This is a genomic window from Bartonella sp. W8122, from assembly GCF_016102485.1.
Lineage (GTDB): Bacteria > Pseudomonadota > Alphaproteobacteria > Rhizobiales > Rhizobiaceae > Bartonella > Bartonella apihabitans.
Map to the genome: position 1 here is coordinate 679,547 of NZ_JACFOO010000001.1, position 25,402 is coordinate 704,948.

Annotated in this window: 17 protein-coding genes and 1 pseudogene; 3 read left to right on the plus strand and 15 right to left on the minus strand. The window is 47.0% G+C overall.

Annotated elements, in window-relative coordinates; genetic code table 11:
* Positions 1–473 precede the first annotated feature (473 nt).
* Positions 474–1,814, minus strand: a pseudogene (locus tag H3S83_RS03010) (pseudouridine synthase); the annotation flags it as partial.
* A gap of 175 nt (positions 1,815–1,989) precedes the next feature.
* Between H3S83_RS03010 and H3S83_RS03015 the strand changes: the two are divergent.
* Together H3S83_RS03015 and H3S83_RS03020 are read left to right on the plus strand one after the other, a co-directional pair.
* The gene (locus tag H3S83_RS03015) at positions 1,990–2,439 is read left to right on the plus strand and encodes a nucleoside deaminase (protein ID WP_198238871.1); all 450 of its coding nucleotides are present in this window, start codon (positions 1,990–1,992) and stop codon (positions 2,437–2,439) included.
* The gene (locus H3S83_RS03020; RefSeq protein ID WP_198239645.1) at positions 2,439–3,272 is read left to right on the plus strand and encodes an aldo/keto reductase; all 834 of its coding nucleotides are present in this window, start codon (positions 2,439–2,441) and stop codon (positions 3,270–3,272) included. Before H3S83_RS03015 ends, H3S83_RS03020 begins: the two co-directional genes overlap by 1 nt.
* Positions 3,273–3,985: 713 nt before the next feature.
* On the opposite strand, the gene H3S83_RS03025 is transcribed toward H3S83_RS03020, so the two are convergent.
* From H3S83_RS03025 to H3S83_RS03060, 8 genes are all read right to left on the minus strand, one after another.
* On the minus strand, positions 3,986–4,615 hold the full coding sequence (locus H3S83_RS03025) for a hypothetical protein (RefSeq protein ID WP_078040306.1): 630 nt from the start codon (positions 4,613–4,615) through the stop codon (positions 3,986–3,988).
* A gap of 262 nt (positions 4,616–4,877) precedes the next feature.
* Positions 4,878–7,793, minus strand: coding sequence for an isoleucine--tRNA ligase (gene ileS / locus H3S83_RS03030; RefSeq protein ID WP_198238252.1), 2,916 nt, complete (start codon positions 7,791–7,793; stop codon positions 4,878–4,880).
* 245 nt (positions 7,794–8,038) lie between these two features.
* On the minus strand, positions 8,039–8,788 hold the full coding sequence (locus H3S83_RS03035) for an outer membrane protein (RefSeq protein ID WP_198238872.1): 750 nt from the start codon (positions 8,786–8,788) through the stop codon (positions 8,039–8,041).
* Between the two features lie 508 nt (positions 8,789–9,296).
* Positions 9,297–10,034 (minus strand): outer membrane protein, encoded by a 738-nt coding sequence (locus H3S83_RS03040; RefSeq protein ID WP_198238873.1) that lies wholly within the window; start codon positions 10,032–10,034, stop codon positions 9,297–9,299.
* A 200-nt stretch (positions 10,035–10,234) separates the two neighbouring features.
* The gene (locus tag H3S83_RS03045; protein WP_078038987.1) at positions 10,235–10,855 is read right to left on the minus strand and encodes a ribonuclease D; all 621 of its coding nucleotides are present in this window, start codon (positions 10,853–10,855) and stop codon (positions 10,235–10,237) included.
* Positions 10,856–10,865: 10 nt separating this feature from the next.
* A complete protein-coding gene (locus H3S83_RS03050; protein WP_198238874.1) occupies positions 10,866–12,248 on the minus strand; it encodes a dipeptidase in 1,383 nt (460 codons plus the stop codon).
* 143 nt (positions 12,249–12,391) lie between these two features.
* A complete protein-coding gene (gene mutM / locus H3S83_RS03055; protein ID WP_198238875.1) occupies positions 12,392–13,267 on the minus strand; it encodes a bifunctional DNA-formamidopyrimidine glycosylase/DNA-(apurinic or apyrimidinic site) lyase in 876 nt (291 codons plus the stop codon).
* Positions 13,268–13,830: 563 nt separating this feature from the next.
* Positions 13,831–15,075 carry an aminopeptidase gene (locus tag H3S83_RS03060; protein WP_198238876.1) on the minus strand — a complete coding sequence of 415 codons (1,245 nt, stop codon included), beginning with the start codon at positions 15,073–15,075 and terminating at the stop codon, positions 13,831–13,833.
* A gap of 250 nt (positions 15,076–15,325) precedes the next feature.
* On the opposite strand from H3S83_RS03060, the gene H3S83_RS03065 reads away from it, so the two are divergent.
* Positions 15,326–16,270, plus strand: coding sequence for a 2-hydroxyacid dehydrogenase (locus H3S83_RS03065; protein ID WP_077970232.1), 945 nt, complete (start codon positions 15,326–15,328; stop codon positions 16,268–16,270).
* A 439-nt stretch (positions 16,271–16,709) separates the two neighbouring features.
* On the opposite strand, the gene moaA is transcribed toward H3S83_RS03065, so the two are convergent.
* The 6 genes from moaA to H3S83_RS03095 are packed head-to-tail and all read right to left on the minus strand — an operon-like array spanning position 16,710 to position 25,398.
* Entirely contained in the window at positions 16,710–17,717 is a 1,008-nt protein-coding gene (gene moaA / locus H3S83_RS03070) for a GTP 3',8-cyclase MoaA (protein WP_077990741.1), read from the minus strand.
* Positions 17,718–17,729: 12 nt separating this feature from the next.
* Positions 17,730–18,656, minus strand: a complete 927-nt coding sequence (locus H3S83_RS03075; RefSeq protein ID WP_210327911.1) for a peptidylprolyl isomerase — start codon at positions 18,654–18,656, stop codon at positions 17,730–17,732.
* Between the two features lie 26 nt (positions 18,657–18,682).
* On the minus strand, positions 18,683–19,405 hold the full coding sequence (narI, locus tag H3S83_RS03080) for a respiratory nitrate reductase subunit gamma (protein WP_077970234.1): 723 nt from the start codon (positions 19,403–19,405) through the stop codon (positions 18,683–18,685).
* Positions 19,406–19,418: 13 nt separating this feature from the next.
* Positions 19,419–20,117: a nitrate reductase molybdenum cofactor assembly chaperone gene (gene narJ / locus H3S83_RS03085; protein WP_198238877.1), complete on the minus strand. Its 699-nt coding sequence runs from the start codon at positions 20,115–20,117 to the stop codon at positions 19,419–19,421.
* Positions 20,117–21,655, minus strand: coding sequence for a nitrate reductase subunit beta (gene narH, locus H3S83_RS03090; RefSeq protein WP_198238258.1), 1,539 nt, complete (start codon positions 21,653–21,655; stop codon positions 20,117–20,119). The genes narJ and narH overlap by 1 nt, the downstream gene beginning before the upstream one ends.
* Positions 21,652–25,398: a nitrate reductase subunit alpha gene (locus H3S83_RS03095; protein WP_198238878.1), complete on the minus strand. Its 3,747-nt coding sequence runs from the start codon at positions 25,396–25,398 to the stop codon at positions 21,652–21,654. The genes narH and H3S83_RS03095 overlap by 4 nt, the downstream gene beginning before the upstream one ends.
* Between the last annotated feature and the right edge of the window lie 4 nt (positions 25,399–25,402).

Consider the following 25,402-nt stretch of genomic DNA (forward strand, 5'->3'; position numbering starts at 1 on the left):
GGCTTGCCGGTAAAAGCTTTCTTCCCGCTGCGGTCATTTTTGGAAGAAAATGGTCTTTCGGAACGGTTGCCAGAAAAACCGGATGATCTTTTCTGGTTCTGTACATCCCTATTTTTCTTCCCGTAATGACGGCGTGGAAAGTCAAATCCACCTTCGTGATGTTCAGAAGAACTGCGATAGTTTTTTCGAGGGTGATCAAACTTCCGTTCAGGGGCATCAAATTCCCGCCTTTCGGAAAATTTCCGCTCTGTATTATATTTTCTTGCCGGTCTTTCGCCAGCTCCCCCTGAATGATGCTGAAACTGTTTTTTCCCGCCTTCAAAACTACGGTCGTGACCATAGCCGGACCGCTCTTTTATTGATCCAGCATAATTTCCGGTTTTCTTATAATCCCGACTTTTTCTATCGCCCCGTGTCGCATCATCGTCTTCAAACGAGCGGTCTTTCCGGAATTTCTGTTTGAAATCCGGTTTGCGGTTCGATTTGTCGAAATGTTTCTCACGGTGGTTGAAATGTGTGTCGCTTTCACCCTGTGAAGCGCGATGAGGATGACGGCGACCGGCTCTTTCTTCAAAGCCGTTGTCGTTTCTTTCCTCTTCGTCTCTCATGCGCCAGAATTTTTTATGCGCGGTTTGAGGGCGGGCGCCGGGAGCCATCCAGACATTGGCGCTACGCAATCGTTGCGGTTCTGCTTCTGGCTTTTTCTCGAAAGCTTTTTTAAGCGGGGCAGATTTACTTGCGAATCTACCGCCCCGTTTATTGAAACTGTCCGGCCTTGTTGAAAGCTGGTCGCGGCCACGTTCGGCAAAATCGGCTTTTTTCCAGCGTCTATTAAAGCGGGGTGCTTCCGGTGTTGAAGAAATCCAGCCGTCATCCGAAACAGTAGGCTTTTCACGCGGCTTTTGTTCTCCAACAACAGGGGCATTGGAAAAAGGCTTCAAAATTGGCAAATCAAAATCGGCATTGGCTTCTTCGATAAGGCGTTCACCCAACTGGTCGCGCAGTGTGCGCCCTTTCAATTCGCGCACAGCGCCTTCTTCAAGATCTGCAAGTTGAAAGGGACCGAAGGAGATGCGGATGAGGCGTGTGACAGTCAAGCCCAGAGCGCCCAGAATATTCTTGACTTCACGGTTTTTACCCTCTCGTAAAGCCACTGTCAGCCAGACATTCGTTCCTTGTTCGCGTTCAAGGGTTGCTTCTACAGCACCATAAAAAATACCATCTATGGCAATACCATCTTTCAATTTATCAAGATCGGCTTGTGTGACTTTGCCATGTGCACGGACACGATATTTGCGCACCCAGCCGGTTGATGGCAATTCAAGAACACGGGCAAGCCCCCCGTCATTGGTGAGGAGCAACAAACCTTCGGTGTTGATATCGAGCCTTCCAACGGAAAGTACGCGCGGCATACCTTCCGGAAGACTGTCGAATACAGTTGGCCGACCTTCCGGATCGCGGTTGGTCGTCACCAGTCCGGCGCGTTTATGGTAAAGCCAGACGCGGGTGCGCTCAATGGGGGGCAAAGGTTTGCCATCAACGGTAATTGCATCGGTGCGTTTGACATTGAATGCGGGAGTATCAAGAACCTTGCCATTCACCGCAATACGACCTGCGGCAATCATGGTTTCGGCATCACGCCGCGAGGCTATTCCGGCACGCGCCAACCTTTTGGCAATGCGTTCACTGCCATCACTTTCATCACCGGTTTTGACCTTCGGGTTTTTTTTGTCTTTTTTTCCACGTGGGTCGAAATTATTTCTTGTGTCCCCCCGGTCATTTTGCGGTTTCTTATTGCCGCGATCATATGTCATCTCACATTATCCTTTAGAAGCACCGGGGCGCATTGTTCATTTTTTACCGCTCTAGCTTATTTTTTTCTGATATGGAATCTCTTTCGTCAGTTGTTTTTGATAAACTGTCATAAATGACACAAACGACGGATAAAATCCAATTGTTCCGGCGCTTCAAAATAATTGAAAGGCAAAAATGACAAAAACGCCGATGGAAATAGCACTTGAAGAGGCAATTTCGGCAAATGCCAATGACGAAGTGCCGGTTGGCGCCGTTATTGTCAAGGAGGGGCAGGTGATCGCCAAGGCTTCCAATCTCACGCATAAAAAGTTTGATCCCACCGGTCACGCGGAAATGCGGGTTATTCGTTTGGCTTGTGAGGCGCTTCAAAGCGAGCGATTGGTCGATTGCGACCTTTATGTGACATTGGAGCCCTGTACAATGTGCGCAGCTGCCATATCTTTTGCCCGTATCAGGAGACTTTATTTTGCTGCAAGCGACGAAAAAGGTGGTGCGGTTGAGCATGGTGTCCACTTCTATAGCCAGCCAACATGTCATCATCGTCCGGAAGTTTATTCGGGCTTGGGCGAAAGACAGGCTTCCAGTTTACTCAAAAATTTTTTTGCTGGAAAAAGAGAAGAATGATGAAAACAGTAACATTCCCAAATGGTTCGATCGTACCTGCTTTAGGACAGGGAACATGGGGTATGGGGGAGGGGATTTCTCCAGAAGACATTGAAGCCGATTCTCTGCGTGCCGGCCTTAATCTCGGATTGAAGCTCATTGATACGGCTGAAATGTATGGAAATGGTGGTTCCGAAAGAGTGGTTGGTAAAGCGCTTGCCGGGCGACGTGACGATGCCTTTGTTGTTTCAAAAGTTTTGCCGAGCCATGCTTCAAGAAAAGGCACAATCGAAGCATGTGAACGCAGCCTTAAAAATCTGAAAATTGAACAAATCGACCTTTATCTTCTTCATTGGCAAAGCAGCGTTCCTTTGAGCGAAACCGTGGAAGCTCTGGAAAAACTTGTTACACAAGGCAAAATCGGCGCATGGGGGGTTAGCAATTTCGATACCGCACTCATGGAAAATCTTGCACAAATAGCCGCAAAAGGACATATTGCGACCAACCAGATACTCTATAATTTGTCACGTCGCGGGCCGGAGTTCGATCTTATCCCATGGTGTGAAGACCATAATATTCCGGTCATGGCCTATGCCCCGATCGAGCAGGGCCGCATTATGAAAGACCGTGATCTTCTGGAGCTCGCGAGAAAGCTCAATGTTGCACCATCAGTTCTTGCTCTTGCTTGGGTTATCCGCAATCCGCTGATGATTGCCATTCCGAAAACCTCGTCAATTAAACATTTGCGTGAAAACACCAAAGCGCTGGCACTCACACTTGATCACGATGTCCTGCGAGCGCTCGATAAAATATTTTTGCCTCCAACACGAAAACAGCCGCTTGAGGTTATTTGATAAAATTAAAGTTTGAAAGTCGAAAGCTTGGAATGATCGGGTGGAGAACGGTGAGAAACACTGTATATTAAGAACGACTATTTTTGACCTTGTGAAGCGAAGAAGACTTAAAAATGTCGAATTTGGAGGGGGAAAGCACCTATTTTAGGAAGTTTCACCCTTTCTCGAATAATCTCTTGCCCGATCATCATTTTGAAACCTTTACCGGAAATCTCTATTGATTGAAGATTGACGTTGCTTCTGAAACAAGCAATTGCATTGAACAGAGAACACTAATTTTATCATGCATTTTACGAATAAAAATGAACGATAAGGCTTTCACCCGAGGCGGGCTTTCGGGGTGGTCGAATAGCGGCATTTATTGAGAAAAATAGATTTCATATGCACCAATCGCCATAGCCGTTTGATAGGGCGAAAGCTTTTCAATCCGGTATCGGCGCAACGATTGCGTCACCAAGTTTGGAGTTATTCACATTGTCGATTGAACATGTGATGAGTTAGGTCAATGGAACGAGTGCTGAAAGCGGCATTATAACATCAGGGTAAGACTCCATGAAAAGAATAACAGAATTAGTTTGTTCCTGCTTCGGTCAGCAAACGAACAATCTTCATGGCCTTCAAATAAATAAAATCGAACTTTCCCCTATCGGGAGCCGACCGGAGTGTCTCGACAAAAGAATAAAGATTTCAAGAACAGGGTATTGCCTTTATATTTAGAAAGGCCACCAGCTCTTTTTGCCGGAGCTTTCTTTGAGTGCTTTTTTCCTCTCACGCTCTTTTTTCGCCTCATCCTCACCTTTATCTCCAACGGGTGCGGATGCAGCCGGTTGACGATAACTCAAGGGTGGTTCGCTTAAATATTTGCGTGTGGTTGGAGAGCCGCCTTCATTTTCTTTTTTGCGGCGTAAATATTCGGCACGTTGTTCCTTATCGTTATTGACTTGCTCGTTGCGATGAATACCGTCAAGCCATTCCGTCGATCCGGTAGGTTTTGTTTCTTTGCCGCTATCAGGAACAATCGGGGAAACATAATTCGGATTGTTCTGGTTCGCCGTTGCTTCGTCGCGCAATCTCTGCCGCTTCTGTTCCGGCGATTCCGGCCAATCCGGTGTTCCGGTCTGGGCGACGTTGGTTTGCGGTTGTGGTAGCACACCTTTTGTGCCGGGAGCCGGACGGACAAGCTCCGGACGCGGCTTGGTGTCAACCTGATTTTTATTGGTGTTGGATCTGATTGATGCAATATTCGAAAAATCGTCAATCAGTTGCTTTCCGGTGGATTTATCTGTTCCATAAGTCGGACTGGAAACACCACATCCTGTCAGCATAAGACCGGCCGTAACCATACTCGATACAATAAATGCTACTTCGCGTTTCTTCACTGCTAATCCGTTTTCCCGGCTGTGCCGCCAAAAATTGCTTTCACCATTCCACCCTGAGGCGGATAACAACCATGATTTTGTGCCGTTCATTAGCACCTATAGTCCATTTCCATATCATGACATATGCCTCTACGGCAATCCCTACCAACCAGGAAGTAGTGAAGTTCACTCAAGAGACAGTCTTCACTGGCAAAGAGGAAAACTTTGCCAGTGTTTTTTATTGAGATCAGATTTTCCCGAGTGCGTGGAGTTCATGTAATGCGGCGGCATCACGTGCTGACACATCCGGATATTCAGGATCACTGCCGACATCCTGTGTATAGCGCCAGGAACGCGCACATTTTTTACCGTCAGCTTTATGAAATTCCACCGCAACGCCCTTGACATCATCGAGCTTGAAAGCATTTTCCGGGGCTTCGGCATTGGTAATAACAATATCGCTGGTGATCGCAATTTCCGCCATATCCATACCTTCGACAGCTTTCAACAAATCAAGGTCGGAAATATAGACAACGGGTGCTGCTTCCAGAGAAGAGCCAATATGTTTTTCAGCTCTTTCAAGTTCAAGTGCGCCCGTTACCACTTTACGGACCTGACGGATTTTGTGCCAGCGTTCGTTCAGTTTATTGTCGCACCAGCTATCCGGTGTTTTGCGGAATTGCTCGAAGTGAACCGATTTGCTTTCCGGATGCCGTTCAAGCCAGGCTTCTTCCATTGTGAATGGCAACATCGGTGCAAGCCATGTGACCATGCGTTCAAAAATCTCGCGGACAACATGGATCGCGGATTTGCGTTTTATAGAAGAAGGCGCATCGCAATAAAGCGAATCTTTCCGAATATCGAAATAGAAAGCCGAAAGATCAACGATTGAAAAATCGAGCAATGCACGGGTAATGCGTTTGAAATCGAAACCGTCATAAGCCTCGTTGACAAGCCTATCCAATTCATAAAGCCGATGCAGCATAAACTTTTCAAGGTCCGGCATATCTTCATAGGCGATATTTTCGCCCTCGTCATAGGCAAGCGTACCAAGCATCCAGCGAATAACATTGCGGAGTTTCCGATAGGAATCGACATTGGTCTGAATGATATTTCTTCCCAGACGCTGATCTTCCCAATAATCGGTTGTCATGACCCAAAGGCGTAAAATATCGGCACCGGAAGTGTTGATAACATCTTGAGGCGCGACGGTATTCCCCAACGATTTCGACATTTTCTTGCCTTGTTCGTCGAGCGTAAATCCGTGTGTCAAAACAGTATTATAGGGTGCTCTTCCCCGCGTTCCACAGCTTTCCAGCATCGAAGAATGGAACCATCCGCGGTGTTGATCCGAGCCTTCAAGATAAAGATCGGCCGGCCATTTCAAATCGGGGCGATCTTCAAGAGTAAACACATGTGTGCAGCCCGAATCGAACCAGACATCAAGAATGTCATGAACCGGTTGCCAGTCCTCTTTGGCATGTTCACCGAGAAAACGCTCTCTCGCACCTTCCTTGAACCAGGCATCGGCACCTTCTTTTTCGAAAGCATCGACAATGCGTTTGTTGACAGCCTCGTCTTTGAGAATTTCACCGTTTTCCTTGACGAAAATTGCAATGGGAACACCCCATGCACGTTGACGGGATAATACCCAGTCAGGGCGATCTTCCATCATGGCACCAATACGGTTCTGTCCTGCCGGTGGTACAAAACGTGTATCCTGAACGGCCTTGAGAGCGCGTTCGCGCAATGTGGTTCCGTCAGAGAGTTTCTTGTCCATGTAGACAAACCATTGCGGCGTGTTGCGGAAGATAACAGGCTTCTTCGACCGCCAGCTATGCGGGTAAGAGTGCTTGATACGCCCGCGGGCAAAGAGCATGTCTTTTTCAATCAACAGAGCGATAACGGTTTTATTGGCATCACCATATTTACCATTATCGTCAATAACACGCGAAGCACCGCCTTCGCGATCTGGGCCGAAGCCCGGAGCATCTTTGGTGTAATAACCGGCATCATCAACAGGAAATGGAATTGACGAATCAATGCCGAGACTTTCGATTTTCCCTTTATTTGCAACCCATACTTCAAAGTCTTCGCGCCCATGGCTTGGAGCTGTATGGACAAAACCGGTACCGGAATCGGCTGTTACATGGTCGCCGTCGAGCAGCGGAACTTTAAAGGCATAATCATTAGCAAAACCTTTGAGCGGATGCGAAAGCAACATCGTATCAAGCTCGGAAGGATTCAATGAGCGAAGCTTTCTGAAAGTCAATTTTGCTTTTTTTGCACTTTCTTCAGCCAGTGCTTCGGCAAAAATCAGTTTTTCACCGGGCTTCGGGCCATAATCATTTTCGGCGTCTACAACCTGATAAAGCCCATAAGGAATACGCGAAGAATAGGCAACAGCACGGTTACCGGGAATTGTCCATGGTGTCGTTGTCCAGATGACGACGAAGGCTCCCGACAAATCATCGGCCTTGGCTTTTAGTACAGGAAATTTGACCCAGATTGTGTCGGATTCAACATCGTGATATTCGACCTCCGCCTCTGCCAAAGCGGTTCTTTCAACGACCGACCACATAACGGGTTTGGAACCGCGGTAAAGCTGGTCAGACATGGCAAATTTCATCAATTCACCGGCAATACGAGCCTCCGCATGGAACGCCATGGTTGTATAGGGATTTTTGAAATCGCCGATAATTCCAAGCCGTTTGAATTCTTCCGATTGGATTTTAACCCAATGTTTGGCAAATTCCCGACATTCCTGACGGAATTCGTTGATCGGAATATCGTCTTTATTCTTGCCCTTTGCCCGATATTTTTCTTCGATCTTCCATTCAATAGGCAAACCATGGCAATCCCAGCCGGGTACATAATTGGCATTATAGCCACGCATCTGGAAAGACCGCACGATGGTATCTTTCAGGATCTTGTTCAAGGCATGCCCGATATGGATGTCACCATTTGCATAAGGAGGACCATCATGCAAAACATAAAGGGGACGATCAACTGCCTGTTTGCGTAGTGCTCCATAGAGATCCATGTCTTCCCAACGTTTGACAATTTCCGGTTCTTTTTGCGGCAGTCCCGCACGCATCGGAAAATCGGTCTTCGGCAGATAAAGGGTTTTTGAATAATCCATGGCTTGGTCTTTATTTGACATGTTTAAAAATTCCTGTCGAACGTTATTCAATCGAAATGATTATCTCTCCCGATCTTTCGAACCTTTGCACTTATCAGGCAAGAGTGAAGATCGGGCTAATAATTCGTAACGTCAACAGTTCAGAAAAATGTGCACTCATGATGCATGGCTTTATCATGAGATGAAACAGAAAGAAAACTGAAAAATCGAGAAAAAGAAAAGGCCCCGTAAAATACGGAGCCTTTCCAAAACAAAGTTCGTTTAAATTAGAACTTGTAAGCAACACCAACGCGGAAATCGTTGGTCTTGTAGTCAACACTGTACTTGACGTTGTTGCGGCTATAGTCCTCGTCACCGAAGTCGGTGTAACGATATTCAGCACGCAAGATGATGTGGTCTGTCATAGCATAGTCGAAACCAGCGCCGATTGTCCAACCGACGAGTGTGTCGCTATCGCTAGCTGAGAAACCGGGTTTAACCTTGCCAGCAGAATCCTTAACGCGGAAGTTCGAATCAACCTTGGCATAAGCAACACCACCGGCGATGTAAGGCATCCAGCGGTCAACTGCATAACCAACACGTGCACGGGTTGAACCAGCCCACTGTTCTTTCAACTTGCCGCTGAGCGTACCGGTTGTGCCGTCTCTATATGTTAAAGAACTCTTGTCGTTCTCGTCCATGTCGCCCCATACCCAGTCGGTATCGGCACCGATGACAATATTGTTGCCGAGGTCATAGTTATAACCGGCATAGATGCCACCGATGAAGCCTGACGGATCAGGTGAAAAGTTCTTTCTACCGTCGAAATTGGTAGCGCTTGTACGATATTTACCATGAAGGTCTGTATCTGACCAGGAACCACCAATCTGGGCACCAGCATAGAAGCCGGTCCAAGAGAAAGCAGGAGCTGCAACAACAGGAGCCGGCTCCTGATTTGCTACAACGTCAGCAGCTTGTGCTGAAGAAGCTGCTGTAAGAGCAGCTGCAGAAGCAGCAATAAGATATCTAATTTTCATTTTTATTCTCCAATGCAATAAAATGCCGTCTGAACTTATATAGTTTATCCGGATAAGAATTGCTGTAGCACGAAAGACACACCTCGCAAAAACTGAAACAAAAACCTCAATAAAATGCGAGGAGGGTTGAAAAATATAGAAAAAATGCAGGTCGTTTCTTTAAAAAAGTGTCGAAAACGCTTTTTGACCAGAATCAAAACCGGGCTTTACGACGTCGATTCGCAAATTTTCCGTTAATTTTTCAAGACGGCGACTTATATGCCAAATCGATTTTTGTGTCAAAGAGAAGAGACCAGAGCCGTTTCCCATGTTCCATTTTTATGGAATAGCCCTGCATTTTATTCGGTTTTGTGACGAACTTTCCATTGAATGCAGGTCTCCTGGTTCTATCAATAGGCAAAACAAGAGATAAAAAGGAGTCAAAACAAGAGATAAAAAGGTTGAACAAGATAATAAAAAAAGCCCCACAGTTTTCTGCGGGGCTTCTTTTTTAATTCTTCAAAAAGAATTAGAACTTGTAGGCAACGCCAACGCGTACATCGTTGGTCTTGTAATCTACATTATATTTGAAGTCCTTGTTGCCGAAGTCCTTGTCGCCGAAATCGGTGTAACGATATTCAGCACGAAGGATGATGTGGTCGGTCATAGCATAATCAACGCCGGCACCCAGAGTATAGCCGGTCAAAGTATCGCTATCATTGACCTTGCTGTTAAGAGCACCCGAGAACTTGGCGTCGGAATCGATCTTGGCATAAGCAACACCACCAGCAAAATAAGGCATCCAGCGATCCATCGAGTAGCCGATGCGGGCACGGGTTGATCCAGCCCATTTCTCTTTGATCTTGCCGCTGATCTTGAATTCGCCCGTTTGACCTTTTTGGTAGGTTGCGCTGTCGCTTTCGTCCATATCACCCCATACCCAGTCGGTATCGGCACCAATTACGATGTTGTTGCCAAGGTCATAGTTGTAACCGGCATAAAGACCACCGATGAAACCTGACGGATCCGGAGAGAAGGATTTACCGCGACCGGCAAAGCCCTCTACATTGCTATGGCCTCTGATCTTCTGGTCTGTGTCAGACCATGAACCACCGATTTGACCACCAGCAAAGAAGCCGGTCCAGGAGAAAGCAGGAGCGGCAACAACCGGAGCCGGTTCCTGATTCATGACAACGTCAGCAGCTTGTGCGCTAGAAGCAGCGGTTAAAGCCAAAGCCGAAGCAGCAACGAGATATTTTATTTTCATTTGTTAACTCCACGCGAAATGTATTGCGATTGAGGTCAATATAGTTTGTGTGGTCATAAAGTCTGTAACAAAAATGCCACAGCAAGTCGAATGAGCATTTTTTTAGGCCTTTCGGACCAAAAGCTCTTCAATATGGTAAACAAAGTATAAAAAAACGCCGGAAAACCGGCGCTTTTTAATTTGTAAATATGATTTGCGAATCAACTATGGGCAAAAATATCGACATCGGGAAAGCCGATAAGATCAAGTTCCGACCTTGACGGCAGGAATTCGAAACATGATTTTGCCACACTCTCGCGTCCGTCCCTGATCAACCTTGCCGAAAGTATCGCTTTTAATTGATGGAGATAGAGAACATCTGTTGCTGCATATTCAACCTGAGCCGGTGAAAGCTCGTCAGCACCCCAGTCGGAGGATTGCTGTTGTTTGGAGATATTGATCTCGAGGAGTTCGGCGACCAGATCTTTCAAACCATGCCGGTCTGTATAAGTCCGGGTGAGTTTCGAGGCTATTTTAGTGCAGAAAACCGGTCTCGGCATGACACCGAATGTCAAAGCCAATACAGCAAGGTCAAAACGTCCGAAGTGGAATATCTTGGTAATATCCGGATCTTTAAGGATTTTTACAAGATTGGGCGCTGTCTTTTGCCCTTTGGCAATTTGTATAACATCGGCTGTGCCATCTCCCGGTGAAATCTGGACGACGCAGAGCCGGTCGCGATGGGGGTGTAGTCCCAAAGTTTCAGTGTCAATGGCAACTTCCTTGACATTATAATGTTTCAGGTCAGGCAAATCGCCTTTGTGAACGCGTATTTTAGCCATTCTTATTATCCTATTTATTACTCAAGGCAGTTAGAATTCTTGCCCAGGATCGCTGTCCTTTATGGAATGATTTGAGATTATATTTTTCATTCGGCGAATGGATGCGATCGTCATCCAATCCGAAACCGACAAGCAGCGATTCCATTCCGAGGAAAGATTGGAAATCACCGACAATTGGAATCGAGCCGCCCATGGCTGCAAGAATAGCCGGTTTGTGCCATTCTTCGGTCAAAGCTTTCTTGGCGAGTTGAACAAGGGGCGAATCATAGGCCAGTTCGATTGCTGGTGAAGCTCCATGATCTTTGAATTCGACAGAGCAGTCAGCCGGAATTTGCGAGCGAACATAATCACGAAATGATTTTCTGATTTTTGTCGGATCCTGTTTGTGGACAAGTCTGAAAGAAATTTTTGCACTGGCTTTGGCAGCAATTACTGTCTTGAAGCCTTCTCCTTCATAGCCGCCGCTGATGCCATTGACCTCGGCGGTCGGTCTTGCCCATACGAGTTCAAGGACGGAACGGCCTTTTTCGCCCGCCGGAATCGATAAGCCGACAGGTCCTAAAAATTCTTTAGGACCACGATTGAGTGCATTCCAGGATTTCAAGACAGCTTCCGGTGTTTCTTCAACCCCGTCATAGAATCCTTTAAGGGTTACATGGCCGTTTTCATCGTGCAGGCCTGCAATAATTTTTGCAAGAATTTGAATAGGATTTGCTGCAGCACCGCCAAAATGACCGGAATGAAGATCGCGATCGGCACCATGGATAATGATTTCGTCACTTACCATGCCTCTTAACGCAATGGATATGGACGGTGTATCGGCATCCCACATGCTGGTATCACAAACCAGAGCATAATCGGCTTTCAACTCGTCTTTATGGGCATGTAAAAACGGTTGTAGTGAAGGAGAGCCGGATTCTTCTTCCCCCTCGAACAGAATTGTGATCGCAATCGGAAGGCTACCGGTTTCCTTCTTGAAAGCACGGCAAGCCTCGACAAAGGTCATAAGCTGTCCCTTGTCATCACCGGCGCCGCGCGCGGCAATAACCTTTTCACCGTTTAACTGTTTTATTTTCGGGTCAAAGGGATCATCTTCCCAAAGGTTAAGGGGATCAACCGGCTGCACATCATAGTGACCATAAAACAGAACATGGGGTGCATCTTTTGTCGGACCCGGATGATGGGCGACAACCATAGGATTGCCTGTGGTATCGCGGCGCGAAGCTTCAAAACCGATTGATTTCAAATCATTGACCAGCCAATCGGCAGCTTTGCGGCAATCCTCTTTATATTTGGGATCAGTGGAAATAGATGGAATACGTAAAAGTTCAAAAAGATGTTCGAGACTATTATCAAGATTTGAATCAAGACGGGATAAAACTTTGTCAAGCATGGAGTGCACCTGCGGTTTGTTGATTGGAAAACAACTTTAAGCCTCTTAAGCCGTTTTGCAAGTTGTTAACATCATTTTTGGCATGTTCACGTCGCTCTTCTTATAGTCGGTACGATATTTTCTGCTTTTACAACTTTCCGCCGTTATGTTTGACAATGGGGGCAATAAAAACTCGAACGACCGGATTGGACAATGCGTTTTATTGGGGTTCCGCATAGGAGACACGGTTCTCCTTCTCGGCCATAAACCGAAAAATGATGTTGGAAATAGCCGAGCGAACCATCTGCATGGATGTAATCGCGCAAGGAAGAGCCGCCTGCCTCTATCGCCTCGTTGATAACATCACGGATATTTTGTGCGAGCAATTCCGATTTTTGTTGCGCTGCTGCCGATTTTTTTCCGAGTGTTAATGATTTCCGTTTCGGAGAAAGGTGACTTCGCCATAAGGCCTCGCAGACATAAATATTTCCAAGTCCGGCAATGATGGTCTGGTCAAGAAGTGCGGCTTTAAGAGGGGCTGACCTGTTACGTAGAACCTCGTTAAGATAGGCACCGGAAAGACTGTTTCCGGTTGGTTCGGGGCCTAAATGGGCCAACAATTTATGGTGTTCAAGGTCAGCCGTTTTTGTCAACAGCATAAAGCCGAAACGGCGTGGATCATTATAGACGGCATGTAAAAGCTCGCCGTTTTCTGTTCTGATATCCATTTCAAAATGGTCATGTGCGGCAAGCTTGTTTTTTTCATGATAATAGGAACCGGGTGTTCTATTTTCGAGACGCCAGGAACCCGACATACCCAAATGGCTTATAATTGTTTCATCACTATCAAGATAGATAAGCAGATATTTTGCCCGCCGTCCGAGGCCGATAATTTCGCGCCCCGTAAGAAGGGATTGAAAATTTTCCGGAAATGGAAAACGTAAATCCGGCCGGTTTTGTTTTACGTTTATTATCTTTGCATGGGTGAAACTTGGTTCGAGACCACGCTTTACAGTTTCAACTTCAGGAAGTTCAGGCATATCCGATTGTTCTTGGGTTCTAAGCGGGAATTTGTTTCAGCCGCTCCGGTTCAGGTATATAACATTGTTTTTTTACAAAATAATCGTTGCGAAAGCCGATTTTAAGGTAAGACAAAAAATTTTCTCACGAAAAAAAGAATGTTGTAAATGACGGAATGTCATTTTTATTGAACAATAAATCATCAACTTTTTAAAACTGTCATCGGATCAAGGTTTACCGAATATGCACTCATTAAAGCGGTTCATGAAAAATCGGGTCATTAAATAATGTCACTTTAATATGGATGATTGAATTGGCAAATTAACCAATTGTTAACCTTTTTCTGTCAATTTCTAAGTACAAATAAATGTTATCATCTTGAAAAACAGAGATAACGACCACAGATAAGGCTTAACAACGCGATGATTGACCACGGATGTACTGGCAGTCAACGCATAACGGAAGGTCGGGTTTTCCCCGGCCTTTTTGTTGTTTTTAGTTATTTTAAAAACGGATTTCGAATTTTTAGCAAAAAACGAAATCCGTATTTTTTAAATCGGGTTGTTCAAAAAAATGGGCGCAATTATGCCCATTCGCCTTTTCTGAAAACCGGAACTTTTTTCCCGTCAGCAGTGATACCGTCAATATCGATTTCTCCGGACCCGATCATCCAGTCGATATGAATAAGGCTTTTATTGCCACCCTGTTTTTCGATTTGCTCTTTAGAAAGTGCGGCTCCTTTCAAGAAGCATTTCGAATAGCACTGCCCAAGGGCAATATGGCAGGCGGCATTTTCATCAAACAATGTGTTATAGAACAACAGACCGCTTGCAGAAATCGGCGACGAATTGGGAACGAGTGCAACTTCGCCCAAATGGCGAGCACCTTCATCGGTATCAAGGATCTGTTGCAATACTTTTTCGCCTTTCGAAGCGTGCGCTTCGACAATGCGCCCCTTTTCAAAACGGACTTTGATTTTGTCAATCAATGTGCCTTGATAGGATAGGGGCTTTGTCGAGCTTACATAACCTTCAACACGATGGGCGTGTGGCGTTGTGAAAACTTCTTCGGTGGGAATATTCGGGTTGCAGATAACGCCATTTTTTGCTTTCGAGGCGCCACCTTGCCATTCGTGGCCATCAGCAAGGCCGATGGTCAAATCTGTTCCGGGACCACTATAATGGAGAGCGGAGAAGCGTTGGTCGTTTAGCCATTTTGCATGTTTTTTCAAATTGGCATTATGGTCTTTCCATGCGCAGATTGCATCCGGTTTATCAACACGGGAAGCAGCAAATATCGCATCAGCAAGTTTTTTTGTCGCCTCGATGATTGGCAAATCGGGAAAAACCACAGCCGCCCATGACGGATTGGGATAGGAAACGATATTCCAGTTGATATCAAAGCCCGCAATTTTTTCGAGCGCCGGTTGATAGGCAAGAGATGTAGCTTTATTGACCCGTGAAACTTTGGCAGGGTCTTCGTTAGCAAGAAGCGACGGATTATCTCCAGCAATAGCAAGTCGTGCCGCACCGTTTGCATAGGCTCTTGCCATACCTTCATAAAGCCAGCTTGCTGCCTTGTCGAAACTCTTGTCATGAGCATCTTTGAAACGGCCAAGCGTCATTTCTTCATCACTGAAAATAGGGGTAACAACACCGGCACCGGCTTTATAAGCATGATGGGCAATCCGGCGTACGAGTGGAAGTGCAGCAAGCGGGCTTGTGAGAACGAGATCTTGACCTTTCTGCAGGTTGAGACCGACCTTGACAGCCACTTCTGCGAGCCGGTCAAGTTTTTGAGGATCGATAACAGATTGGTCTTCATTCATTGCGAGGTTTTCCTTTTAAAATTAAAAATCGCGAAACGACGTGTTTTTCGAGCAAATGATAATAGTTTTACCCGCTATGTCAAAGCGACTTTGGAAACATAGAGACAGGAAAAACGGCAAAATCGGAGCAATGCTTATCAGGACTTTTAAATCATTGGTGGTATTTGAATTTTTCGATAGACATTACAGTTTTTCATTCATTAATATCTTTCCTTGAAAAATATTTTAATAAAACCAGAGGGAGAATAATGTGAAACAGGATATATTGGTACTAAGTCCGCTTGAAGAGCGTCAAATGAAAGACATCGACAAGCGTTATCACTTGTTGCGCGCGGATCTTGCAAAAGATAGGGCCGATTTTATTGATAAAAATGCACAAAATTGTCGAGCAGTCATCAGCACAGGCAATATTGTTTTTGACAAAAATCTGATTTCAAAATTGCCTCAGGTCGGGCTTGTCGCCTGTGTAACCGCGGGGTTCGATCAGGTTAATCTCAAGGATTTGAAAGAGCATAAAATCCATTTAACCAATACGCCGGATGTGTTGACCGATGACGTTGCCGATGTCGCATTGATGTTGATGCTTGCCGCCCGTCGCAGGCTTGTTTTTGGCGATCATTATGTGCGCTCCGGCGAGTGGGCCAAGAAAGGCCCGATGCCGCTCACAGAAACGACTGCCGGAAAACGCGCCGGTGTCGTCGGTCTCGGGCGGATTGGACACGCTATCGCCAAGCGGTTTGAAAGTTGCGGGCTCACAATCGGTTATTACGGACGCCATAAAAAACCGGATGTCGCGTATCAGTTTTTCCCCTCGCTTGTCGAACTTGCCAAGTGGTCGGATATTCTGGTTGTTGCAGTAACCGGCGGCAAGGAAACTGAAAAGCTCATCTCCAAAGAGGTGATTGCAGCACTTGGAAACCGCGGTTCCCTTATCAATATCTCTCGCGGCACGGTTATCGACGAAGACGCCATGATTAAAGCCTTGCAAAGCAAAGAATTGGAAACGGCCGGTCTTGATGTCTATCTTAACGAGCCGAATATCAATCCGGCATTCTATAAGCTCGAGAATGTGGTTCTCTATCCCCACCATGGCAGTGGTACTGTTGAAACACGCGACAGAATGTCCGATCTTGTGGTGGAAAATATCGACGCCTTTTTTGCCGACAAACCCTTGCCTTCAGAAGTTAAACTTTGAGGTTGAATTTCTGTCGGGGAAGAGAAAAACGGTCTCTTGGCGGTTAGTTTAGGAATGCTTTTAAAAAAGCGCATTCTTTACGAAATTTATCACCGAAAAAGTTGGTAAACGGGAATATAAGCACTGTAGCCCGATACAGTGCTTATTTTATTTGATGGGAAGATTGATTGAACAAGTTTTTTGCCTGTTTAAAGCCGCTGGAAAGAGGTTTTGAAACTTTCCTGTTTGATCAGATAAAAGACAAAAAAATCTGGTTTGATCGTCTAACTCACACCGCAGAGGATGCGCTTGAAAACGGGCGCTGGTAATTTTGACCATCACCAAGAAAACGAACGAATTTTAGAGTTCGTGCCCGACGACCAATTCCGGTTACAAATAACGATGTTTTCCGTTCTGTTTAAGCGGCTCTGTCAGCTTTTATGTCGCAGGTGAACTGCAATCAACCGCCGAGCTCCGACATGTGACGGCTTAATCCGCAAATGCCATCTTTTTCGATTGAAAATTCATGCCCCTTCGGCTTGCTGTCAATTGCTTTCAGGATAAGTTCTGTCAGTTTTTCATCACTTTCGGAGCTTCTGATAGCTTCACGCAATTCGACCATGCCGGATTGCCCCATGCAAGGATAAAGTTTACCGGTCGAACCGATGCGCACACGATTGCAAGAAGCACAGAAATCACAAGAAAGCGGGGTAATAAACCCAAGTCTGCCACCCGTTTCCTTGACTGTTACATAACGGGCAGGGCCGCCTGAACAATGGGCATCCGGAACCAATGTCCAGCGTTGTTCAAGACTTTTACGCAAAGCGCCGAGTGACAGGAAGGTTTCATAACGGTCGTGACCGGTATAGCCCATTGGCATTTCTTCAATGACGGTGAGATCCATACCGCGCCCATGGGCAAAACGGATGAGATCGTCGACCTCACCGAGAAAGCCGCCACGCATGGCAACAGCGTTCAATTTAACTTTCAATCCGGCTTTTTGTGCCGCGTCAATGCCGGCAAGCACATGGGCAATGTCACCACGACGGGTCAATTGGTGATAGCGGACAGGGTCAAGTGTATCGAGAGAGACGTTGACACGTTTGACACCATTTTGAACAAGTGCCTCGGCATAACGGGCAAGCAATGTTCCATTGGTTGTCAGTGTCAATTCTTCAAGCCCATGTCCGAGATGCTTACCCAGCATTTCAAACAAAACCATAATGTTGCGCCGAACCAATGGCTCACCACCGGTAAGACGGATTTTGGTGACACCAAGATCAATCATCCGGCTCGCAACGCGGTAGAGTTCTTCGATTGTCAGAAGCTCTTTTTTGGGTAAAAACACCATTTCTTCCGCCATGCAGTAAACACAGCGTAAATCACAACGATCGGTTACAGAAAGTCGCAGATAGCTGATCTTCCTGCCAAAAGGATCAACCAACTTTGATTCTGGTGTTTTTTGCACTCTCTAAACTCCTTACTGGACAAGAGGTCCCTCACCGGATTTCAAATCAATACCCGTTATATGGGATTTTCCGGCCAAAATTGCTATATATTGTTGAACAGCTTTTGACCAGCTTGACGCCTCGAGCCAGGCAGCAATTTTTTCTTTTACCAATTCCAGCGGAAGAATTTCTCCCGGGATAATCTGGTTTATTTCGACAATATGATAACCATAACGGCTCTCGATCGGTTGCATCAATAGCCCCGTTTTTTTTGCTTTTTTCAAAGCATTTTCAAATTCCGGCACAGTCGACCCGCGTGTTATCTGACCAAGATTGCCACCTTGAGCTGCTGAAGGGCAGGAAGAAATATCTTTCGCAATTGTGGCAAAGTTTTGCGGATTTTTTTTCACCTGTTCCAAAATGGCATAAGCTTTCTCTCGTGCTTGATCGAAAGCCTTTTTGTCTTTCGGATTGGCGCTAACAAGAATGTGTCTGACCTGCCAGATCGTTTCGGTTGAAAAACGCGACGGATCACGATCATAAAAAGCTTTGCAATCTTCTTCGCTTGCTTCAGGTGTTTTTATTTCACTCTCGAGAAGGGCAGAGATTGCCGCATCAAGCTTTGTTTGCTGGCCACTGTCTTCTCCCGCGTTATTTTCCCCGACACAGTCTTCATTATCGGGAACAAGATTTTTGTCTTTTGCTTCCTGCCACAAAAGTTCACGAATAACCAATGAACGCGCAGCTTCAAGAAGCGCTTCACCCGGCGTTGGAGCCGGATGATTTTGTGCTTCTTGCAGAATATCGACTTCGGGAATGACAACGCCATTGACGCTCACCTCTTTGAATAACGGCTTCGCTTTTGGCGGAATTCTCGTGTCGATTTCCTGCTTCTTGGGGGAGGGAGGAACCACTACTTTTTTTAATCCCGAATGCTCGACTTTTACCGTTGTCGCCATAGACAATTACTCCTTTATCCGCAGTTTTACTCCGTTACTTCTCTACGGATGTGAACGGGCAGGCGGTCTTTTTTACGAACAACCTGATATCCCGTACGCCAGATATAACGCACCGGCGCACTCAGCATATGAACGAGACGTGTAAACGGGAACAAAAGCAAAATGGTAAGACCGAGGAAAAGGTGCAGTTTGAATACAAAAGCCACATCGGTGATATAGCTTGAAGCTGCAAGGTTGAAGGTGAATATTCCCTGTGCCCAGTCCATCAGCTTGACCATTTCATGACCGTCGAGATGCTGCATCGAAAAAGGTATGGTTGCAAGGCCGAGGAAAAGCTGTGCCCACAACAGAAGAATAATCAATGTATCTGTTGTGCTTGACGTTGCCCTGACCCGCGGGTCGAACAACCGCCGGTGGGCAAGCATTGTTGCGCCGATAATGGCCATGGCTCCGGCAATGCCACCGGCTGTCATGGCAACAACCTGTTTGAAGCTATGGCTGACGCCCAAGGCATCCCAAACAGCAATAGGTGTGAGAAGCCCGACAAAATGGCCTAGAAAAATAAACAACACACCGACATGGAAAAGAACAGAACCCCACATCAATTGTTTGCGACGCAACAACTGGCTGGAACTTGCCCGCCATGTATAAGGCTCGCGATCATAACGGACAATCGAGCCAAGTGCCAGAACAGTCAAAGCAATATAGGGATAGACCCCGAATATGAGTGTATGGAAAAAGTGCAACATTGTCTCTCTATCCTTAAATTTGCGTAGAAGCATCGCGGTGCTGGGCACGGATGCGACGTTGTAACCGGTCGGGCCCGCAAGCATTTTCACCTTGGTTGCCACCGAAAGTAATGGCTTCCTCTTCCCAGATACGGTCGAGAGCCTCAAGGTCATTCGGGTCATCTTCTTTACGGCTGACGATTTCGGCTGTTAATGCCTCGTCGGGTTTTTTACCAGACAGGCTTTCAAGTGCCACGAATGCAGCAACATAAACCGACCCGCGTTTTTGCAATCTTTGCCGGATTGCGGAAATGATGTGCAAGGTTTCGCCGAGAAGATGGCGTGCTTCTTCGTCACTTCTTGTTGACAGAAATTCCAGAAACATCGGCAGATAATCCGGCATTTCGTGAACGTCGATTTCAAAACCGGCCTGGTCATACATGTCCTTGAGGTCGACCATCGCCTGTCCACGATCGCGGTTTTCGCCGTAAACATGTTCAAAAAGATGGAGCGACAAAGACCGCGTTCTGTCAAAAAGCAAAACGTAGTCTTCCTGTACTTCATAAATGTCGCGATCGGAAATTGCCGAGACCAGACTTTTCAGTCCGACAATTTCTGACGCATCAAGATCGGAAAGCTGATCGAGCGTTGCTCTGATAAGATTGCCCGATTGCTGCAATTCTTCTTCCGGATAGCTTAAAAGTAAGGAAATGATTTTGAGATCGGAATTCATTACGCGCTCTCCTTCAATAAGTCTGTCGGTGTTGTGACGACTTTCTTACCCTTTGAGCCGAAAAGATCACCCTTTGAATTGCCGCCCGAACATCCATTGCCGAATGAAAAGCCGCAAGACCCGCGTAGATCATAGGCATCTTCACTCACTTCACGATGTGATGTCGGAATGACAAAACGGTCTTCATAATTGGCGATCGCCATGACCTGATACATGTGTTCGATCATTTCAGGTGTCAGGCCGACTTTTTCCGCATATTCCGGACGATATTCACCATCGACAGATTTCGCACGCATATAAGCACGCATGGCAAGCATACGTTCAAGTGCCGAAACGATCGGTGCTTCTTTTCCGGCAGTCAACAAATTGGCAAGGTAACGCACGGGTATGCGCAACGAGCGGACATTGGGAATAAAATCGTCCATTGCAAGCTTGCCGGCTTCGGCAGCCGATTGCAGCGGCGAAAGCGGCGGAATATACCAGACCATCGGCAAAGTGCGATATTCAGGATGAAGCGGAAAGGCTACTTTCCATTTCATCGCCATTTGATAGACAGGCGAATGTTGGGCAGCTTCAATCCACTCGTCACTGACACCGTCTTTACGTGCCTGTTCGATAACAGCAGGGTCATTCGGATCAAGGAAGATTTTCAATTGTTCCTCATAAAGATCCTGTTCGCCTTCTGTAGCGGCAGCATCGGAAATCTTGTCGGCATCATAAAGCATCACACCAAGATAACGGATACGCCCGACACAAGTTTCCGAACAAACTGTCGGCATACCGCTTTCAATGCGCGGATAGCAGAAAATGCATTTTTCCGATTTTCCCGAAGACCAGTTGAAATAGATCTTCTTATACGGACAGCCGGAAACACACATACGCCAGCCGCGGCATTTTTCCTGATCAATGAGAACGATGCCGTCATCCTCGCGCTTATAAATTGCACCTGAAGGGCAAACGGCCACGCAGGCAGGATTGAGGCAATGTTCGCAAAGACGCGGCAAATACATCATGAATGTATTTTCAAATTCGCCGTAAATTTCTTTTTCGACATTGGCAAAATTGTAATCTTCGGAGCGCTTGGAAAATTCGCCACCAAGGACATCTTCCCAATTCGGCCCCCATTTGATTTTATCCATGCGCTCGCCGGTAATCTTGGAACGCGGACGGGCAACCGGCATGGTTTTTGACTCTTTTGCCGTTTGCAAATGCTCATAGTCGAAATCGAACGGTTCATAATAATCGTCAATCTCCGGCAGATCGGGATTGGCAAAAATTTTGGAAAGAACACGCCACTTTGCGCCCATGCGCGGACGTATTTTGCCATTCGATTTTCTTATCCAGCCGCCATTCCAGCGTTTCTGGTTTTCCCAATCTTTGGGAAAACCGATGCCGGGTTTGGTCTCGACATTGTTGAACCAGGCGTATTCGACGCCTTCACGGTTCGTCCAGACATTTTTGCAGGTGACAGAGCAGGTATGGCAACCGATACATTTATCGAGGTTTAAAACCATACCTATTTGCGCGCGAACCTTCATTCTGCGGCCTCCTTCATTGCCGAATTTGCTTCACCATCCATCCAATCGACATGGTCAAGTTTGCGTACCACCACAAACTCGTCGCGATTGGCGCCGACAGTGCCGTAATAATTGAAACCGTATGATTGTTGGACATAGCCGCCGATCATATGGGTCGGTTTGGTAATAACGCGGGTAACCGAGTTATGGATCCCTCCGCGTTGTTTGGTTAAAGGCGAGCCCGGAACATTTACGATTTTTTCCTGGGCGTGATACATGAAGACCGTTCCGTCTTTCATGCGCTGTGAAACGATGACACGGGCAACAAGCGAGCCATTGGCATTGAAAGCTTCCACCCAGTCATTATCGACAATACCGGCCTTTCGAGCATCATTTTCAGAAATCCAGACAACCGGTCCGCCTCTGTTCAAAGTCAACATCAACAGATTGTCGGAATAGGTCGAATGGATGCCCCATTTCTGGTGCGGGGTTATGAAGTTCAAAATCAGATGCGGCTTGTCACCAGCCTTGGCTTCGATTGCCGTTGTTACCGTTTTGGTGTCGATCGGCGGGCGATAAACGCAGAAACCTTCACCAAAGGCACGCATCCACAAATGATCCTGATAAAGTTGCTGACGACCGGTGATAGTGCGCCACGGGATCAATTCGTGAACATTGGTATAACCGGCATTATAACAGACTTTTTCTGATTCAAGACCGGACCACGTGGGTGACGAAATGATTTTACGCGGTTGGGCAACAATGTCGCGATAACGGATCTTCTCGTCTTCCTTGGGCAGTGCCAGATGCGTATGGTCGCGTCCCGTATGTTCACCCAAAGCTTCCCATGCCTTGACAGCAACTTCGCCATTGGTTTCCGGTGCAAGAGTCAAAATGACTTCGGTTGCATCAATATCGGTTGCAATGCTCGGCATGCCTTTTGTGGCGCCCTCATCTTCAACAACGCCATTGATACGGCCGACGAGATCGACTTCCTCTTCGGTTTTCCAGTTGATACCTTTGCCACCATTGCCGACCTTTTTCATCAAAGGACCAAGGGCGGTAAAACGCTTGTAGATGTTCGGATAGTCGCGTTCGACCACTGCAATGGACGGCATAGTTTTGCCGGGAATGGGTTCGATTTCGCCCTTTTTCCAATCCTTGACATCGAATGGCTGACCAAGCTCGCCCGCAGTATCGTGCTGGCTCGGAGACAAAACGACATCTTTTTCAACGCCCAGAACCTCCTTAGACACTTCGGAAAATTTCTCGGCAAGGCCTTTGAAAATATCCCAGTCGCATCTTGCTTCCCAAGCCGGATCGACTGCGCTTGAAAGCGGGTGGATGAAGGGATGCATGTCCGACGTGTTAAGATCGTTCTTTTCGTACCATGTTGCAGTGGGCAACACGATATCGGAATAGACACAGGTTGTAGACATACGGAAATCGAGTGTTACCAGAAGATCAAGTTTGCCTTCCGGCGCTTCGTCATGCCAGACAGCTTCTTTGGTCTCGACACGTCCCTGATCTCCCAAATCCTTGCCCAAAACGCCATTGGCTGTGCCAAGGAAGTGTTTAAGGAAATATTCGTGCCCTTTACCCGATGAACCGAGAATGTTCGAGCGCCAGACAAACATGTTGCGTGGCCAGTTTAACGGATCATCCGGATCTTCACACGACATTTGCAGGCTGCCCGATTTCAGACCGTCAACGATATAATCTTTCGGGTCTTTACCGGCAGCTTCCGCTTCTCTAACAAGGTTGATCGGATTTGCTTTCAATTGCGGTGCCGACGGCAACCATCCCATGCGCTCGGCACGGATGTTATAGTCGATCAACGCACCATCCCACGGCCCTTCAGGGGCTGTCGGCGACAACAATTCGCTCACTTTCACAGTTTCATAGCGCCATTGATCGGTATGGGCATAGAAAAACGACGTACCGTTCATCTGGCGTGGCGGGCGTGACCAGTCAAGACCGAAAGCAAGCGGAGCCCAACCGGTTTGCGGACGCAATTTTTCCTGTCCCACATAGTGGCTCCAGCCACCGCCGGATTGACCGATACAACCGCACATAACGAGCATATTGATAATGCCGCGATAGTTCATATCCATATGGTACCAGTGATTGATACCGGCACCGAGAATAACCATCGAGCGACCTTTGGTCTTTTCGGCATTGCGGGCAAATTCCCGAGCAACTGTTATGATTTTGTCGCGCGAAACGCCCGTGATCTTTTCTGCCCATGCGGGAGTATAAGGAATATTTTCATCGTAAGAGCTTGCACAGTTTTTGTCTTTGAAACCGCGTTCCAAGCCGTAATTGGCAACAAACAGGTCAAAAACGGTAGCGACGACAACCTCGCCTTCCGGCAATTTCAATTTGCGGGCGGGGACTTTGCGCGTGAGAATGCTTTCGTGATCTGTGCCGTCATCGAAACTGTGTTCGCGACTTGCAAAATAGGGGAAATCGACATCGGCAACGGCGTCATGCTCGCCTTCAAGCATGAAACTCATTTCCAATGTGACCTCACGACCCTTGCCATCTTTCGATTCTAGGTTCCATTTGCCTTTTTCACCCCAACGGAAACCGGAAGAACCGAGTGGCGCAACATATTCACCGCTTTTCATATCAACGGCGACAGTCTTCCATTCGGGATTATTCGTTTCACCGAGCTTGTCGGCAAAGTCCGAAGCGCGGAGCAACCGGTCAGGAATGAAGTGGCCATTTCTGTTCACCAGTCTGACGAGCATCGGCATATCGGTGTAGCGTTGGCAATAATCTTCAAAATATTCGGCCTGACGCTCCAGATGAAATTCACGCAAAATAACGTGACCGAGCGCCATGGCAAGTGCTGCGTCGGTTCCTTGCTTGGGATGAAGCCAGAGATCGGCAAACTTGCTTGCTTCCGAATAATCGGGTGAAACAACCACCGATTTTGTGCCTTTATAGCGGGCTTCCGAATAAAAATGAGCGTCCGGTGTGCGGGTTTGCGGCACGTTGGAGCCCCAAAGCATAAGGAAACCGGCATTATACCAGTCGGCAGATTCAGGCACATCTGTCTGTTCGCCCCATGTCATGGGCGAGGCAGGCGGCAAATCGCAATACCAGTCATAGAAAGACATGCACACACCGCCGAGAAGTGACAGGTAACGCGAACCGGAAGCATAGGAGACCATGGACATTGCCGGAATCGGCGAAAAGCCGATAATCCGGTCGGGACCATATTTCTTGATTGTGTAAGAATTGGCAGCAGCGATAATCTCGTTGACTTCGTCCCATGTAGAACGAACAAAGCCACCAAGCCCGCGCACCTTCTGGTATTCGGACCGTTTTTCAGGATTTTCCTGAATTGCAGCCCATGCACCAACCGGTGTTTTTACCACGCGTTCCTTGCGCCACAATTTGATAAGACGCGCGCGGATAAGCGGATATTTTACACGGTTTGCCGAATACATATACCAGCTATAGCTTGCGCCTCGCGGACAGCCACGTGGTTCATGGTTGGGCAGATCAGGGCGGGTACGCGGATAATCGGTCTGCTGGGTTTCCCAAGTGACAATACCACCCTTGACATAGATTTTCCACGAGCACGAACCGGTGCAATTAACACCATGCGTCGAGCGCACGATTTTGTCATATTGCCAGCGTTTGCGATAAGCGTCTTCCCATGAACGGTTTTCATCGGTTGTAACACCATGTCCATGAGAAAACGGTTGTTTTTTTCGTGCCAGAAAATTCAGGCGGTCGAGTAGTAGACTCATCAAT